This window comes from Cohnella nanjingensis (assembly GCF_014212125.1).
GTDB lineage: Bacteria > Bacillota > Bacilli > Paenibacillales > Paenibacillaceae > Cohnella > Cohnella nanjingensis.
In genome coordinates, this window is sequence record NZ_JACJVP010000022.1 from 19,805 (window position 1) to 34,657 (window position 14,853).

Genomic DNA, 14,853 nt, shown 5'->3' on the forward strand with positions numbered 1-14,853 from the left:
CGGAAAGGCGCGCCCTGCCCGTGTTATCGGCGGGCGACAACGGGACAGGGCGCGACGCGAGTCAGTAGTCCGATATTACTTGCTGGCGTTGGCGTTCGCGTCTTTCCAGGTCTTATCCAAGTCCTTGATGACCTCTTCCTTGGACATCTTCTTGTCGAAGTAGGATTGGAGCGCTTTGCCGGATTCGTCCTTGACGGCTTGCGGGATCGTCGGATCTTGATAGGACTCGCCTTTGTTCACGTAGGCCGAAGCGTCCTCTACCCACGAATAAGGCTTGAAGGTGTGGTTCTTGGAGACCGGGTTGAACTTCAGACTCTGGTACAGGTCGTTCGAAGCTTGATCGTCCAGAATGAAGTTCAGGAGGTCGAGCGCCACTTCCTTGTTCTTGCTGTCCGGCGAAGTCGCGAGCGAAGTCGATACGGACGTATTGATCAACGTCGACTTCGCATCGTCGCTGATCGGCAGCGGGGCGACGCCCAGCTCGAACTTGTCGTTCACCTTCAGGATCGCGTCGGCATTCCAGGGCCCTTGGATCCACATCGCGGCCTTGCCGCTCGCGAAGTCGGCGGAGCCGTCGTCGTTGCTCTTCTCGAAGGCGCGGTTCGTGCCGTTGGCGTTGACGAGATCGATGATATCGAACATCTCTTGAATTTCCGCGAAGCTGCCTTCGCCCTTGTTCATCTTGTCGAGGAAGTCCGGATGGGTGGAGTTCACCAGACCGCCTACGGTCAGCGGGAGGAACAGCTGCGGGATCCAGCTTTCCTTGTAGCTCAGCTCGAACGGCGTGATCTTGGCGTCCTTCAGCTTCTGCACGACGGTCTTCATCTCGGACAGCGTCGACGGCGGCGTCAAGCCCTGCTCCTTGAAGATGGTCTTGTTGTACAGGTAGCCCCAGGCCAAGCTCTCCATCGGCACGGCTACGACTTTGCCGTCCGCCGAGACGATCGGCTTGATCCCGTCGAGCAGCTTGCCCGCCAACGGCTGGTCGCTCAGGTCCGCCAGATAGCCGGCTTTGTAGTAGGACGGAATCTCGTTAACGGCGTGGACGCTGAAGATGTCCGGCACGTCGCCGGTCGCGAGACGCGTCTTCAGAATCTGCGGTGCGTTATCGGAGCCCGGGTATTCGGAGTTGAACGTAACCGTGATGTTTTTCTCTTGCTTCTCTTTCTCCGCGAATTTCTCGAAGTAGCCGTCGAATTGCTCGCGGAACCGGTCCAGGCCGCCCAAGAAAATCTTCAGCTCGACCTTCGTCGGCGCCGCCTTCGATGCTTCCGGAGACGCGGACGGGCTGCTGCTGGGCGTATCGCTGGCGCTGGAGCTGGCGCTCGGCGCGGCATTGCCGTTGTCTTTGGAGCCGCCGCATGCGGCGGTCGTTCCCAGCGCCAGGATAGCGGTCATGGCGAGTAGCGCTTTCTTCATTCGAAAGGACCTCCCTATATAATGATAACGCTTACGAGATGAGTATAAGGGGGAAGCGCTTTCTGCGCATTGGACGTCATTTGCGGTTTGTTATGGACGATATTGATATGACGCCCGGCGCTTAATCTTCTTCCGGTCCATGGCAGCGCGCCTGCGCGGGCGTCATGCCCATGACCTTCTTAAATATCCGGTGAAAGTAAGTCGGGTCCGCGTATCCGACCGCCTCCGCCGCGCTCTTGATGGACGCCGCCCCTTGCGTCAGCAGCTCCTTCGCCTTGGCCATCCGTCTCGCGATGATGTAATCCATCACCGTCGAGCCCGTCTCCTGCTTGAACGTGCGGGAGAGATGCTCCTTGCTGACGAAGAAGCGGGCCGCGATCGATTCGAGCGTGATCGGCTCTGCGAACGCGCGGTCGATATAGTCGCGGATGTCTCCGATCGAGAGCCGGTTCTTGTTCTTCCGCTGCTGGATCAGATCCGCCATGACGGCTGCGTAGGCGGCCGACAGGGCGCCGATCCATTCCGCGTCCGGCGTCCGGTCCGTGACGAAGAACGACTCGGCCTGCCCCCGGATGACGGGAGACAGCTCGATGCCGGCCTTCGACGCCTGCTCGCCCAGCAGGGTCATGAATTGCTTGTACAGGGAGTGGCTCAGCCCCGGCTCGTGCGGCTCCCGCGATGCCAGAACCTGCGCGAGCGCGCCGAACCGAGCCTCGACCTCCTCGATCTGCAGCTCTTGGAAATGCCGGGACAGCTCCGCCTTGCACGCCGTCACCTCCTCTAGGATCTCCTTGGAGAGCGGCTGCGCGGCATGAAGGCCGCGTGCGATCCCGAGCTCGCGCACCGTTTTCTCCAGCGCCCGGTTCAATTCGTCCGGATGGATCGGCTTCAGGATATACTCGTCTACCCTGGACAGGATCGCCTGCTTCGTGTAGGCGAAGTCGTCGAACCCGCTGATGACGATCTTGCGGATGAACGGGTAATCCTCCGCGAGTCTGCGCAGCAGCTCGACGCCGTCCATGCCCCGCATCTTCATATCGGTGATGACGATCTCCGGGCGAATCTCCTCGATGATCCGCAGCCCGCTCAGCCCTTCTTCGGCTTCTTCGACGCGGTCGATGCCGAAGCGCGCCCAATCCCCCAGACGCCGGATGCTGTCCCGGGTCCAGAATTCGTCGTCGATGATCACGGCCTTCATGCCGATTCCTCCTCACTTGGCATCCCTTCCGCCGGGATGAGAAGCTTGACGGTCGTGCCCGTGCCCTCCGCGCTGTCGACGTACAGACCGTACGATTCGCCGAACATCAGCTTGAGGCGGGCGTTGACGTTCCCCATCCCCATGCTGTCCCCCTCGCTTCTCATCTCGACCGCGAGGCCGAGCTGCTTGCGGATGCGCTCCAGCCGGTCGCCGGCGATGCCGACGCCGTTGTCGGCGATGGTGATCTCCACTTCGTCCAGCACCTTCTCCGCGCGGATGACGATCGACCAGGTCTCCATCTTGCCTTCGAGCCCGTGGATGAAGCAGTTCTCGACGATCGGCTGCAGGGAGAACTTCGGAATCGCGCAGTGGAGGCAATCCTCATCCACGTCCAGATGCACCTCGATCATCTGCTGGAACCGGAGCTTCTGGATCTGCAGGTAGTTCCGGACGTGCTCCATCTCGTCCGCGACGGTAACCAGGTCCGCCTGCATGCGGATGGCGTACCGGAACAGGTCGCTAATCGCGCGCACGTGCTCGTAGATCTCGGGGACGTTCCGGGACAGGGCGATCCCCCCGATGGATTGCAGCGCGTTGTGCAGGAAGTGCGGGTTGACTTGCGCCTGCATCGCCTTGACTTGGGCCGTCCGCTTCTCGATCTTCGCCTTGTACTCGGTCTGGATCAGCTCCCGGATCCGCGCCAGCATGGAGTTGAACCTTCGCTCCAGCGTGCCGATCTCGTCGGTGCGAATGCGCTGCAGGCCGACGTCGAAGTTCTGGATCTCGAGCGCCTTCATCGACTTCGTGAGCCGGATGATCGGCTTCGTCGTGAAGTAGGCGGTCACGATCGAGATGACGATCGCCAGGATGATGAAGATCAAGGCCGTCACCAAGCTGAAGTTCATCGTGGACGAGGCGCCTTGGGTGACGTACTCGATCGGGATGAACTTCACGATCCAGAGCCGGCCGGACAGGGTCGGCTGGTAGAACAAGAACCCCTTCTTCAACTCCAGGTTGCCGGGCATCGTCGGATGGGCGATGGCGTTCCGCACGATCTCGGGGTCGACCGTGAACTTCTGCCCATAGGGGTTGTACATCTCGTTGCCTTGCGAATCCAAGATGAGGACCTGGCTGTTCGGCTCCGAATGGACCATGTCCATCACGCTGCGCATCATGCTCCATCGCACGTCGATCGTCACGCCTCCCAGCACTTCCCGGTTCTCGAACCGGTTCATGCTGCGGACGATGGTGAACGTGCCCGGCCGGTTGCTCGTCAGCTTGTCGACGCTCTCGCGCTTCCGCGAGATCGCGTTCCAATCCGCGGCGTGCGTGAGGAGATTGTCCGTCGTGCGGCTGGCGTCTTTGTCCGCGGTGTACACGCGCTGCTTGGACTTGAGATAGAGCGAGATCTGAGCGATATTTTTGTTGTTCGCATTGTAGAGGGACCATAGCCTCGCCGTCGTGTAGGCATCGAGTTCTTGCGGGCTGCTGACTTCGTCGTTCACGCTCCCGTTCACGTTGGGGAACAGGTTCTTGTCGAGCAGCAGTGAGTACGTCACCGCTTGGAGCTGCTCGAACTTCTCGTCGAAGTATCGGGCCGACCATTCCATCCGGGACTCGTTGGACCGCACCACTTCCTCGCTGAGCGAGTGCTTGGTCGTCCGGGTGGCGAACAGCGTAACCATCGAGAGCGGCAGTACCGCGATGACGACCATCAACAGCATGAGCTTGTATCGGAGGCTTTTCTGGAAGGGCTGAAGAAGCCTGCGGCAGATTCGCTTCAACGCGTTCAGCGCCATAGGTAGGCCTCCGTTTCCGGGTAGAGTGGGAATCTCCCTCCTAGTTTGGCGCGAAGGCGCTCGCGTTGTCAACGCTTTCATATTGGAAGAAGGGTATCGGAAGACTAGGCAGTCCTCCGGGGCTGCCTTTCTGACGAATGCTATGAAGGTGCGGCGATGAAGGGCGCGGCGCATTACGCCGGTGACGCAGGCGGTGGGAGCGCGACTCGACGCTGCTCCGGCAAATGTGCGTATGCAGACTACGCTCACCGCGCCTCCACGCGCCGTTACACTTCCTACATTGGCGATCGGCGGGGGAAATGCGCGAAAGAGAGTAAATAAATTACCTACATTGGCGGTTGGCGGGGGAAATGCGCGAAAGAGAGTAAATAAATTACCTACATTGGCGGTCGGCGGGGGAAATGAGCGAAAGAGAGTAAATAAATTACCTACATTGGCGGTCGGCGGGGGAAATGTGTGAAAGAGGGCGGAATAGGCAACGGCCGAATCCGCTTCAGGGCGCTGCCCGCCATCTCCTACATCACCGCGCGTCTCAGCCGCTCGATCTCCCTCCAGCGAGTCCATATACGTATAAATCGCCAGCATGGCTTTGTCGTGTATCAAACGTAGCGCCCCCTCTCGTATAGGCGTTAACCTTCATGGACGTATCGTACCAAACAAGAGAGCGCTTAAAATTCATTATGCTCTGTTCGCGACTTTAAAAATACTCGGTTTCGCGAGGGTGCTAGAGACGCGCCGCTACGCCATCGATGCGCCCATGGCGTTTAAGGAACGACAAAATTGGACAGAAAAATCATATCACATCCAAGGAGCCGCCTCATGTCCAAGGATTCATCCGATCTCGTCTCCCCGTCGCTCGAAGCGAATCTGCGCGCGCTTCAAGGCCTGTACGAGAATTGCGCGGATGTCTACTATCGCGAGTTCAACATGGGGAAGAAGAAAGCATTCGTCGCCTACATCGACGGCATGGTGAATATCGATCAGCTGGACCAGCACGTACTTGCGCCGCTGATGCGAGAGGGCGCAGCGGATGCGGCGGACGATGCAGGCGGATTGCCGTCAATCCTCTCGGTCGCCGATGCGGGTCCGATCGCGACCATCGACGAAGGCGTCTCCCGGCTCTCGGGGGGCAGCGTGCTGCTCTTCGTCGACGGCGCTCCGCGCGGATTCGCGCTGGGCCTGGCGAAGTGGGAGAAGCGGAGCGTCGAAGAGCCCGCCGCCGAATCGATCGTCCGGGGTCCCCGCGAAGGCTTCACGGAGACGCTCAACGTCAATACGTCCATGCTTCGCCGGAAGATCAAGAGTCCCGCTATGAAAATCGTCCCCTTCGAGGTAGGCAAGCTTACGCGAACGAAAGTGCTGCTGGTCTACGTCGAAGGTCTGGCGGCGGAGTCGCTCATCCGCGAAGTGCGGGAGCGCATCTCGCGGATCGATATCGACGGCATCCTTGAGAGCGGGTATATCGAGGGGTTGATCGAGGACAATCCGCTCTCCCCGTTTCCGCAGATCCAGGTGACGGAACGGCCGGACGTCGTCAGCGCCTCGCTGCTGGAAGGCCGCGTCGCGATCCTGGTCGACGGCACGCCTTTTACGCTAATCGCGCCTTCGACGCTGTTCTCCATGCTCCAGTCGCCGGAAGACTACTATCAGCGGTTTATGATCGGGACGCTGATCCGATGGCTTCGTTATACGTTTTTTCTCATCACGCTCGTGCTGCCCTCGCTCTATGTGGCGATCCTGACGTTCCATCACGAGATGGTGCCGACCTCGCTGCTGCTCAGCATCGCCAAGTCCAGGGAGGACATCCCGTTCCCCGCGCTGGTCGAAGCGCTCCTCATGGAGGTCTCGTTCGAAGCGCTGCGGGAAGCGGGCGTCCGGCTGCCCAAGCAGGTCGGCGCCGCCGTCAGTATCGTAGGCGCGCTCGTCATCGGCCAAGCGGCAACGTCGGCGGGTCTCGTATCGGCCCCGATGGTCATGGTCGTAGCGATCACCGGAATCGCCTCGTTCATGATTCCGCAATATTCCACGGGGATCGCCCTGCGGATGCTCCGGTTCCCGATCATGTTCCTCGCGGGCATGTTCGGCTTGCTCGGGCTGATGCTGGGGGTGATCGCCATCGTGATCCATCTATGCTCCTTGCGGTCGTTGGGCGTTCCCTACCTCCAACCCCTCGCGCCGATGAAAGGCAGGGAAATGAAGGACGTGCTGATCCGCGCGCCGGTCTGGGCGATGCGGACGAGGCCTCGTTTGACGGGGAGGTCCGAGCCATACCGTCAACCACCCGGACAGCGGCCGAAGCCACCCAAAGGAAATGATCCCTCATGATCGAAAAAGGCAAAATCTCCGCGCTGCAAATGGCGCTGCTCATGCACCCGACCATTCTGTCCACCGCGGCGCTCAGCGTCCCCGCGATCACGATGGAGAAGGCCGGAACCGATATGTGGATCACGCCCGCGCTGTCGTCGGTCGTCGGGTTCCTGACGGTCTATCTCTCCTGTCGGCTGCACCGCAGGTTCCCGAAGGAGACGCTCATCGAATATTGCCGATCCATCCTCGGCGCCTATCTGGGGAAGGCCGCCGCGGTCGTCTACCTGATCTCGTTCCTGTATACGATGGGGATTATCCTGCGCGAATACGGGGAGTTCATCGTGGGGACGTTCCTGGTGAAGACGCCGATGATCTGGGTGATCCTCTGCCTGGTTGCCGTGTGCGCCTACGCGGTTCGCGAAGGGCTCGAAGTGCTGGGGCGCGCCGCGCAAATTCTGATTCCGGGGGCCACGTTCGTCATCTTCGGCATGCTCGTCATCATGCTGCCGGACATGCATCTGAAGCATATGCTGCCGATCCTGGAGAACGGGCCTCTGCCTCCTTTGCTCGGCTCGATCGTCCCCATGTCCTGGTTCTCCCAATTCATCATGGTCTCCTTCATGCTCCCTTACCTCTCCCAACCTAACAAGGGGCTCAAGTGGGGCTATATCAGCGTCGCGGCCGTCTTGATCACCCTGCTGGCCATTAACCTCTCCATCCTGCTGCTGTTCGGACCGCTCAGCAAGGAGTTCAGTTACCCGTTCCTGAATGCGGTGAGATACGTCGCGCTCGCCGATTTCCTGGAGCATATCGAGTCCCTGCTCATGGCCGCATGGCTGATCGGCATGTTCATCAAAGTCGTCGTCGTGTACTACGCCGCCGCGCTCGGCACGGCGCAATGGCTGGGATTGCCCGACTATCGTCCCTTGATCGTCCCGCTCGGGTTCCTCGCCATCCTGTTCAGCATTTGGGCCGCGCCGAATTACCAAGCCTTGAAGGAGATATTGGGGACGGAATTGCCTTTCTTCGCGCTGACTATGCAGGTCGTCCTCCCCGCGTGTCTGCTCGGGCTGGCGGCCATCAAAGGGGGGCGCGCGACATGAACCGGGCCGGATGGCGATACCCGCTGGCGCTCGCGGCACTGTGGTGCATGGGGTCCCTGGGACTGACCGGATGCTGGGACCGGACCGAAGTGAACGACCTGGCGCTGATCACCGGCGCCGCGATCGACCGGGACGAGGCGGGCCGCCTGGAGCTGACGGTCCAAATCTTCATTCCCCGCGCCTCCGGGGGCGGAGGAGGCGCCGAGCCGATGAGCCAGAAAAACGGCAGCACCGGCAACAACAATACCTTCACGCGCACGGCCGTCGGGGAAAACATCGCGGATGCGTTTTCCCATCTGCAGGGCGAGCTGTCCAGGGCGCTGTTCTGGGGACATGCGGAGGTCATCGTCTTCGGCGAAGCCGCGGCCAAGAGCGGCATCCGGGATCATATCGACTACCTGCTGCGGGCCCCGCAGCCGCGTGAACGAGCCTTCGTCTACGTCAGCAAGGGGAAGGCCCAAGATGTGCTCCAGCTGCACTCCATCCTCGAACGGGATACGGCCGAGGTGCTGCGGGAGATGTCCAAGAGCAAACTCGCTCTCTCCGTTACGTTGGCGGAGCTGGCGGCCATGCTCACGGACGATGCCCATTCGGCCGTCCTGCCGATGCTCACCATCGTGCCCGCTCCGACATTCAAGCAGATGGATCAGGCGCTCAGCTTTATCGACGGCCTGGCCGTCTTCAAGGATGACCGCATGATCGGCGGGACCGACAGCAATGCCGCGAGAGGCGTGCTGTGGCTGAGGAACGAGATCAAGCGCGGCATCGTGACCGTGCACCCCGTCGGACCCGGCAGCTCGGTCTCCTTGAAGCTGCTCAAGAGCAGCACGCGCTTGATCCCCCGTATCGAAGGGGATACTTGGCGGATGGACGTGTATATCCGTACCGAGAACGACGCGCTGCAGAATACGACGCGGCTCAACCTCACCTCGAATCTTCAAGCCATGAAGCAAGTGGAAGCGGAGATGAACGAGGAAATGAAGTCCCAGATCCGGCAAGCGCTGGTTGCGGTGCAGGAAGGGATGAAGGTCGACATCTTCGACTTTGCCGGCGAATTTCACCGCGCCTATCCTGTCGCCTGGAAAAAAGAGAAAAGCCGCTGGGATGAACGCTTCCCGAACGTCGAGGTGCGCCTGCACCCGAACGCCAAGATGCTGCGGCCCGGCCTGGCGAGTATTCGATCGACCGTGCCGGACAAGGAATACGCCAAATGACGGCCGCGGAGGCTATTCCATGCCTGCTGTCCGTCTGCGCGATCGTCACGGTCATCCATTGGCTCAAGCTGAGGAAGCACGCCCCGCGGAAAGAGAGGATCGCCTATCTCTCTCTGATCGGCGCCGTATGGGTCCTGGCGATCCTGCTCCTCTGGATCCCGCATCTGCCGGGTCCGACGCAGCTGGTGAAGATCGTCTTCGGGCCGTTGGGCCACGCGCTGTTGGATGAAGGAGGCTGACATGAGATGCGGATCAGCGGCACCCAGCTGTTCTGGTTGATCTCGACGATGCAAGTGGGCATGACCATCCTGCTCACGATCAATCCCGCCATTATGGTCGCCCGGCAGGATGCCTGGATCTCGACGCTGGCGGCCGGCCTGATCGGCGTCTTCATCGCCGCGGTCAGCTCGCGCGTCAGCCTGATGCATCCCCACCGGACGTTCGTCGAATATACGAGAACCCTGCTCGGGAAGTGGCTTGGCAACGCCGTCGTTTTCCTCTATCTGGCGTTCTGGATCTCCGTTCTCTCGATTATTCTGCGGCAGTATGCCGATCTCATCATGAGTACGATTCTGCCCGAGACGCCGATTCTGGTCCCGATCGCGGGCATGCTGCTGGTCGCGGTCTATGTCACCGGCGCCGGGCTGGAGACGATCGCCCGATGCAGCGAGCTGATGGGGCCGTTCATCCTGCTGGGCGTCGCCATTCCGGTGCTGCTCGTCGCGAGGGAAGCCCGCATCGAGAATATCGCGCCCGTCTATCTGGATTCCGGCTGGATGACGGTCTTGAAGGGGGCGCTCCCCCCCGCGACGTTCCTCGGGGACTGCGTGATGCTCGTGATGCTGTTCGCCTTCGTCGCCCGCCCGAAGAGCGGCTTCCGCCCTGCTTTGTTAGGCGTCGCCGTCGCTTCCCTGCTGACCTCCGCAACGACGTTCACCATTATCGCGGTCCGGGGGGCGAACGCCAGCGCGAGCGAGACGTACTCCTACTTTAACTTGGTACGCTACGTCTCCTACTTCGACTTCGTGCAGAATCTGGACGCGTTCGTCGTCGCGATCTGGATTACCGGCGTATTCGTCAAAGTCTCCCTCTATTTCTTCGTCACGACGTACGGCGCCGCCCAGTGGGTCGGCGTCGCCGACTGGCGCAGGATGATCAAGCTCATCGCGCCCGTCTGCCTCGTTCTGGCGCTGCTACCCCGAAATTTCTTGGACAGCTCCATTCTATTTCCGCAGAAGATCGCCATGCCGTTCATTCTGCCGTTCCATATGTTCGGCATGCCGCTCGTCTTGTGGGGGATCGCCAAATGGCGCGGCCGCCGCGCCAAAAAGATGCCTTCCGGCTGATCGAGCCGGAAGGCATCTTGTCGTTCGGTCGACACCGGGGAGAGACGGGAGAAGCGGCGCCAATCCTCGTCCGATAACCCGAAGATGCGGTTATCTCTCACCTGAGCGGCGCCAATCCTCGTCCGTTAACCCGAATTTGCGGTTATCTCTCGCCTGAGCGGCGCCAATCCTCGTCCGTTAACCTGAATTTGCGGTTATCTCCCGCCTGAGCGGCGCCAATCCTCGTCCGTTAACCCGAAGATGCGGTTATCTCCCGCTTCGAGGGCGCCCCGGTCCGCCTTCCTGCCGCTCTCTATGAAAACGGACAAGCCCGCTTTGCCGCGGCGAGGGCTTGCCCGTCTCCGTTCCAACCGCCGCCCGTACGGACGCCGCCTATTCCTTTAACAAGTCTAACAATTCGCGCCATGAACCGATGCGCGGAATGTCCAGATGCCTGTTGTACCCGTTATCCTTCGCGTACACTTGCAGATCCAGATCCCCCAACGTGTTCAGCACGGCCGGCTTGTCGTCGAAGTAATAATCCAGCCCCAGCTCGCGGATGACGTGAATCTTCTCCGTGTCGCCCATGCCGCAGTAGAAGCGTCCCTCCGCGACCGGGAAGCCCGCCGCGATCAGCCAGGCCCGAGTCCGCTCGCAGTGCTCCGGCGTCCGCGCGGTGATGTAGTACACCTCGTGGCCCCGCCTTACGAGCTCATGCAGCACTTCGACGGCATCCGGAAACGGCGGACAGGCGGTATAGTAGATCTCGCCCTGCAGCTCCTGCCACATCCGCCGCCCCTCCTCGGCCGACAAGCCGAACAGTTCGTGGACCGAGATGGTCGCGCATTCGCGGAAGCGTTCGATCGCGACTTCGCGTCCCAGCTTCCGGCCATAGAGATGAAAAGCGTGCTCGCGCAAGTTAATTAACGTATCGTCGATGTCAAATCCGAACTTCATCGCGTTCTCCTTATCCGCTGACGGGTATGTTACACTCATCTTACCAGAACGATCTTCAAAAGGCACAACCGTTCGACTGCTCATTGCCGACCGCCGAACCAAGGTAATACGTTATTAGAGCCCATATTTCGGGAGGGAGCCCTATGCTGAACCGTTATCGCTTGGACACCAAGAGCGCCATCTCGCTGCAAGACATCGATCCGAACGACACCGCGCCCTTCCAGAGCAAGGAAGAAGTAGCCGCGGAGATCGCCGAACTGAAGGAACGGCTGCAGGAGGCGCAGGAGAAGCTGTTCGCGGGGAAATCCCGCGGCGTGCTGATCCTGTTCCAAGGGATGGACTGCAGCGGCAAGGACGGCGTCATCAACAAGGTCCTCTCCGGCCTGAACCCGCAGGGCTTCCGGGCGGAGAGCTTCAAGCAGCCGACGACGGAGGAGTCCGCCCACGACTTCCTCTGGCGCACGCACAAGCTCACCCCGGCCAAAGGGTATATCGCCGCCTTCAACCGGTCCTACTACGAGGACGTGCTGATCACCCGCGTCCACGGGACGATCGACAAGAAGGAAGCCACCTCGCGACTCAAGCACATTCAGAACTTCGAGAAGCTGCTTGCGGACAGCGGCGTCGTCCTCGTGAAGATCTTCCTGCACATCTCCAAGGACTTTCAACTGAAGAAAATCCGGCAGCGGCTCGAGAATCCGGAGAAGCGCTGGAAGTTCGACCCGAGCGACCTCGCGGAGCGGAAGCACTGGGACGCCTATGCGGCGGCCTATGAGGACGCGTTCCGGGCGACCGGCACGAAGCGGAATCCGTGGTATGTCGTCCCGGCGAATCGCCGCTGGTTCCGCGACTATCTCGTGCTGCGCATTCTGGTCTCCGTCTTCGACCGGATGGAGCTTAGCTTCCCGGAGGTGGACCTCGCGAGCTTGGGTCCGATCGACGAAGCCGATCTCCAATGAGGACGCGGTCGTCGCGAAATAACAAAGGAGCCTGCGCGTCCATGAGGATGCGCAGGCTTCTCTGCGATAGGCGTTCGTTTAATCGAGGTAGCGAATCTCGCACTTCCACGCCGGGAATTCCGCATTCCGACGCTCCAGCAGCTCCCGCAGCAGCTTCGCGTCGTTCGGCAGCGCCTGGCTTAGGCGGCTCCAACCCTCCAGCACCAGCTCCTCCGGCAGCTCCACCAGTCCCGTGATCGCGTCCCAGAACGCGTCCCAATTCATGCCGTAGTAGTCGGGGAAGTCTAGTTCCCGCTTCAGCAGCGCATGCAGCTCGTCGGCCGATCGAATTCCTCCTACGCTGAGCGTCACGCTAGGCAGACGTTCCTGCCCTTCTTCCTCTTCGTCCTCATAGGCCGCCATGTCCGCAATCCCCTTCTTCCGCTTATTTGTACCGGCCGATGAAGTTCACCGTCTTGTAGTGGTCCGAGGTGACGTACATCAAGCCGTCGTTCGAGTAGAGCAGCCGGGTGCCCGGCTGCTTCGCCCGGGACATCGTGTTCTTAAGCCCGACGTCCGCTTCGTGCCAGATCCGACCCGGAGAGTCGGGCAGCACCTTGGTCGTATTGTGGAAAATATCGCCGCCGATCTGCCCGCCCGGCACATAGTTGTTCAACGCCTTGCCCGGTTTGTATCCGTGCTGCGCCGCCGTGGTCTTGTCTACGAAGTGGGCGGGCAGGCGCCCCGTCTGACGCAAGCTGTCGACGAGCGGATTCGCCGCCTCCGTGACTTGGAGCAGCTCCTTGTACTTGGCGTGGCTGGCGACGTTGTCCGGGCCGCGTCCGGGAGGCTTCGCGGGCGGCTTCGGCGACCACCGCTCCCCCCATTGTCGCACCTTCGCCCCCAGTTTGTCGATGGCGCCTCCGAAGCGTTTGCGCCCGCGCTTCGCAAGCCACTGCAGCCCTCTGCCGAACGGAATCCGGTTCAAGACGATGCCGACCGCGACCGCGGCCGCATTCTCCGGCGTGAGCAGCTTCCGCGGATCGCGGATGTAGCCCGCGATCTCGCGGCCGCTGCCGGCCGTGCCCGCCACCGTCATCGCGAAGCCGAGCGCCGGCCAGAAGCCGACGAACAGCATCGCGAGGGCAAGCGCGCCCAGTACGATGGCCCCCTGCTCGTATCCGCTGAGGCGATCCCACCAATTCTGCAGCGAATCGAACATGCAGGCGAAGCACGCGCCGTCCCCGGGGACATGATCGGCTTGACCGGCATAGATCGCAATTCCCGCCCCGGCGCCGGCTAGCAGCAGGAAGACGACGGCCCCCGCCGCCAGCCTCGCCAATCGGCTGTCCAGACTCGCCTGAAGGGCGCCGACGCGGCCGGCTGCTTCCGCATTTCCGTAGCGCAGCGCGAAGCCGAGCTCCCTGCGCTCCCTATAGAATCGCAGGACATGCGCGAAGCTTCGGCCGCGGCCGACCAGAGCGGCTGTCATGCCCGCCAGCTCCGAGAAGGGATTCAGCAGCGGCTCGTAACGATAGACCGGCAGATGACCTCGCACCCGGTTCAAGGAGACGTAATCCCAGATCAACGCCGCGGCGAGCAAGTAGAGGAAGAACCCTCGCGTCGCGTATCCGCTCCCGGTCCATTCATTGAGCCGCATCACCCAATGGGGCAGATCGTTCTGACCGTTGTACGCGGCATGATCGAGGATCGACCAGAACAGCAGGATCGCGGGGAAGGCGAAAGCCCAATTGGCCGTGCGCTTCCGCAGCCGCCAGGCCATCCCGCAGCCCAGCGCGATGAGCGCCGTGTGCACGGGATGGCTCACGCTCATGACCGTCGGGAACAAGCTCGGTTCGAACCGGCCGGGGAACAGCGAGAAGAAGTCCCAATGGATCGTCTCTCCGCCGAGCATCGTGTAGCTGTATCCGAACTTTCTCCCCAGGATGCCGGAATTCAGCCAACGGCGCGTCAGCTCCTCCATCAGTTGAAACCCGACGCCCGAAGCCGCTCCAATGATCGCGTAATCGCTCAGGCTGAGCGCCGACGCCCGCCGGGAGAACAAGAGGAACAGGCCGAGCGGCAGCAGCTTCCACGCCTCTTCGACGATCGGCGTCACGACGGCGATGGACCAAGTGTCCCGCGTGTCGCCGCCCGCCAGCGCGTGGATCGCGTTCAGCGTGAGCGCGGTGAACGGCACGACGAGCAGCGCGCCGGACAGCGCCACGAAGGAGACTTGCCTCCAGGGCAGCGTCTTGCTTCGGCATAGGAACCAGAATTGCAGCATGACATAGAACGACCACAAGTACTGAACCAGCATCGTGCGGGAATCCTCGTACCGGATCAGCCCCCAGACGAGGAAGGCGAACGCGATCCAGGCGAAGACCGCGTACAGCCATTGCAAGGCCGGATATTTTCCGATCCATGCCGCGCAAGCGCGATAGGCGGCCTCGGCCGCGTCCCGGATTCCCGTACGGATCCGCCATATGCGATTTGTCATTGCTCCCTCCTTTTCCCTTCTACCGAATGAAGTACCCCCAAAGTAACACAGCGCCAACCCCCTAGCGAGACCTAATTATGGAGATGCGGCTAG

Annotated in this window: 12 protein-coding genes; 6 read left to right on the forward strand and 6 right to left on the reverse strand. The window is 61.3% G+C overall.

Annotated features, from left to right (window positions below; all coding sequences use genetic code 11):
- Positions 1 to 75: 75 nt before the first annotated feature.
- From H7C19_RS12715 to H7C19_RS12725, 3 genes are all read right to left on the reverse strand, one after another.
- Positions 76 to 1,419, reverse strand: a complete 1,344-nt coding sequence (locus H7C19_RS12715) for an ABC transporter substrate-binding protein (RefSeq protein WP_185143030.1) — start codon at positions 1,417 to 1,419, stop codon at positions 76 to 78.
- Between the two features lie 121 nt (positions 1,420 to 1,540).
- On the reverse strand, positions 1,541 to 2,617 hold the full coding sequence (locus H7C19_RS12720) for a response regulator transcription factor (protein WP_185143031.1): 1,077 nt from the start codon (positions 2,615 to 2,617) through the stop codon (positions 1,541 to 1,543).
- Positions 2,614 to 4,416 carry a sensor histidine kinase gene (locus H7C19_RS12725; RefSeq protein WP_185143032.1) on the reverse strand — a complete coding sequence of 601 codons (1,803 nt, stop codon included), beginning with the start codon at positions 4,414 to 4,416 and terminating at the stop codon, positions 2,614 to 2,616. Before H7C19_RS12725 ends, H7C19_RS12720 begins: the two co-directional genes overlap by 4 nt.
- Before the next feature lie 819 nt (positions 4,417 to 5,235).
- On the opposite strand from H7C19_RS12725, the gene H7C19_RS12730 reads away from it, so the two are divergent.
- From H7C19_RS12730 to H7C19_RS12750, 5 genes are read left to right on the forward strand one after another with little or no spacing between them, the layout of a single operon-like run.
- Entirely contained in the window at positions 5,236 to 6,741 is a 1,506-nt protein-coding gene (locus tag H7C19_RS12730; RefSeq protein ID WP_185143033.1) for a spore germination protein, read from the forward strand.
- Positions 6,738 to 7,826: a GerAB/ArcD/ProY family transporter gene (locus tag H7C19_RS12735; RefSeq protein WP_185143034.1), complete on the forward strand. Its 1,089-nt coding sequence runs from the start codon at positions 6,738 to 6,740 to the stop codon at positions 7,824 to 7,826. Before H7C19_RS12730 ends, H7C19_RS12735 begins: the two co-directional genes overlap by 4 nt.
- Positions 7,823 to 9,040 carry a Ger(x)C family spore germination protein gene (locus tag H7C19_RS12740; protein WP_185143035.1) on the forward strand — a complete coding sequence of 406 codons (1,218 nt, stop codon included), beginning with the start codon at positions 7,823 to 7,825 and terminating at the stop codon, positions 9,038 to 9,040. Before H7C19_RS12735 ends, H7C19_RS12740 begins: the two co-directional genes overlap by 4 nt.
- Positions 9,037 to 9,279 carry a hypothetical protein gene (locus H7C19_RS12745; RefSeq protein WP_185143036.1) on the forward strand — a complete coding sequence of 81 codons (243 nt, stop codon included), beginning with the start codon at positions 9,037 to 9,039 and terminating at the stop codon, positions 9,277 to 9,279. Before H7C19_RS12740 ends, H7C19_RS12745 begins: the two co-directional genes overlap by 4 nt.
- Before the next feature lie 6 nt (positions 9,280 to 9,285).
- Positions 9,286 to 10,386, forward strand: a complete 1,101-nt coding sequence (locus tag H7C19_RS12750; RefSeq protein ID WP_185143037.1) for a GerAB/ArcD/ProY family transporter — start codon at positions 9,286 to 9,288, stop codon at positions 10,384 to 10,386.
- Positions 10,387 to 10,758: 372 nt separating this feature from the next.
- On the opposite strand, the gene H7C19_RS12755 is transcribed toward H7C19_RS12750, so the two are convergent.
- Positions 10,759 to 11,322 carry a 5' nucleotidase, NT5C type gene (locus H7C19_RS12755; protein ID WP_185143038.1) on the reverse strand — a complete coding sequence of 188 codons (564 nt, stop codon included), beginning with the start codon at positions 11,320 to 11,322 and terminating at the stop codon, positions 10,759 to 10,761.
- Positions 11,323 to 11,465: 143 nt separating this feature from the next.
- Here H7C19_RS12755 and H7C19_RS12760 point away from each other — a divergent pair, with 143 nt between their 5' ends.
- Positions 11,466 to 12,281 carry a PPK2 family polyphosphate kinase gene (locus H7C19_RS12760; RefSeq protein ID WP_185143039.1) on the forward strand — a complete coding sequence of 272 codons (816 nt, stop codon included), beginning with the start codon at positions 11,466 to 11,468 and terminating at the stop codon, positions 12,279 to 12,281.
- A gap of 78 nt (positions 12,282 to 12,359) precedes the next feature.
- Here the strand turns inward: H7C19_RS12760 and H7C19_RS12765 are convergent, their stop codons facing one another.
- Both H7C19_RS12765 and H7C19_RS12775 read right to left on the reverse strand, forming a co-directional pair.
- Positions 12,360 to 12,683 (reverse strand): barstar family protein, encoded by a 324-nt coding sequence (locus tag H7C19_RS12765; RefSeq protein ID WP_185143040.1) that lies wholly within the window; start codon positions 12,681 to 12,683, stop codon positions 12,360 to 12,362.
- A gap of 22 nt (positions 12,684 to 12,705) precedes the next feature.
- A complete protein-coding gene (locus H7C19_RS12775) occupies positions 12,706 to 14,760 on the reverse strand; it encodes a PrsW family glutamic-type intramembrane protease (RefSeq protein ID WP_246469472.1) in 2,055 nt (684 codons plus the stop codon).
- Positions 14,761 to 14,853 lie beyond the last annotated feature (93 nt).